Source organism: Chloracidobacterium sp., assembly GCA_025057975.1.
Taxonomy (GTDB): Bacteria; Acidobacteriota; Blastocatellia; order Chloracidobacteriales; family Chloracidobacteriaceae; genus Chloracidobacterium.
Window position 1 is genome coordinate 1 of the sequence record JANWUV010000046.1, and the last position, 649, is coordinate 649.

2 protein-coding genes are annotated in these 649 nt (G+C 65.5%); both read right to left on the bottom strand.

Annotated elements, in window-relative coordinates; genetic code table 11:
• A partial coding sequence (locus NZ585_14975) for a cupin domain-containing protein (protein MCS7081334.1) occupies positions 1-288 on the bottom strand: 288 nt, incomplete at its 3' end.
• 3 nt (positions 289-291) lie between these two features.
• On the bottom strand, positions 292-649 hold a 358-nt coding region (locus NZ585_14980; protein MCS7081335.1), incomplete at its 5' end, for a 2-oxo acid dehydrogenase subunit E2.

Sequence of the window (649 nt, forward strand, 5' to 3'; positions counted from 1 at the left end):
GGCGACCGGCACAAACCCGTAATCACCCGGCACGAGCGCATAGGCGCCGTCGTCCGTTTCACAGATGAGGCGGCCTTCAAGCACGTAAAAGCTCTCCTCGAAGGAATGCAGGTGTGTATCAATGACGCCGCCCGGCGCAAGCTCGCAGAGGTTGAACTCTTGATGGACGGAACCGGCCGCACCGTTGACGACCGACCAGCGGCGGAAGCCGCGACTCAGCCGGGCGAAGGCGTTCGGCACCTGATAATCTGCCTGTTCAGCGGTACACACAAGATGTCTGGATGGCATTGCTTACTCCAAAAGATGCAACGGCTCTTCGAGAGCCTCGACCAGCGTCTGTAAGAACTGCGCCGCGCGCGCACCATCGGCCACGCGGTGATCGCACGAGAGCGTGAGCGTCAGCATCGGCAGCACGGCGGGCTGACCGTTCACCGGCGCCACGCGGTCGGCGATGCGGCCAACGGCGAGGATGGCGGCCTGCGGTGGGTTGACGATGGCGTTGAAGGCATCCACGCCATACATGCCGAGGTTGCTGAGGGTGAAGGTGCCGCCGGACAGCTCGTCCGGGGACAGCCGGCCGGCCTGCGCGCGCTCGATCAGCGAGCGGCGGCGCGCCGCCAGCTGCTCCAGCGTTTGCCCATCGGCGTTG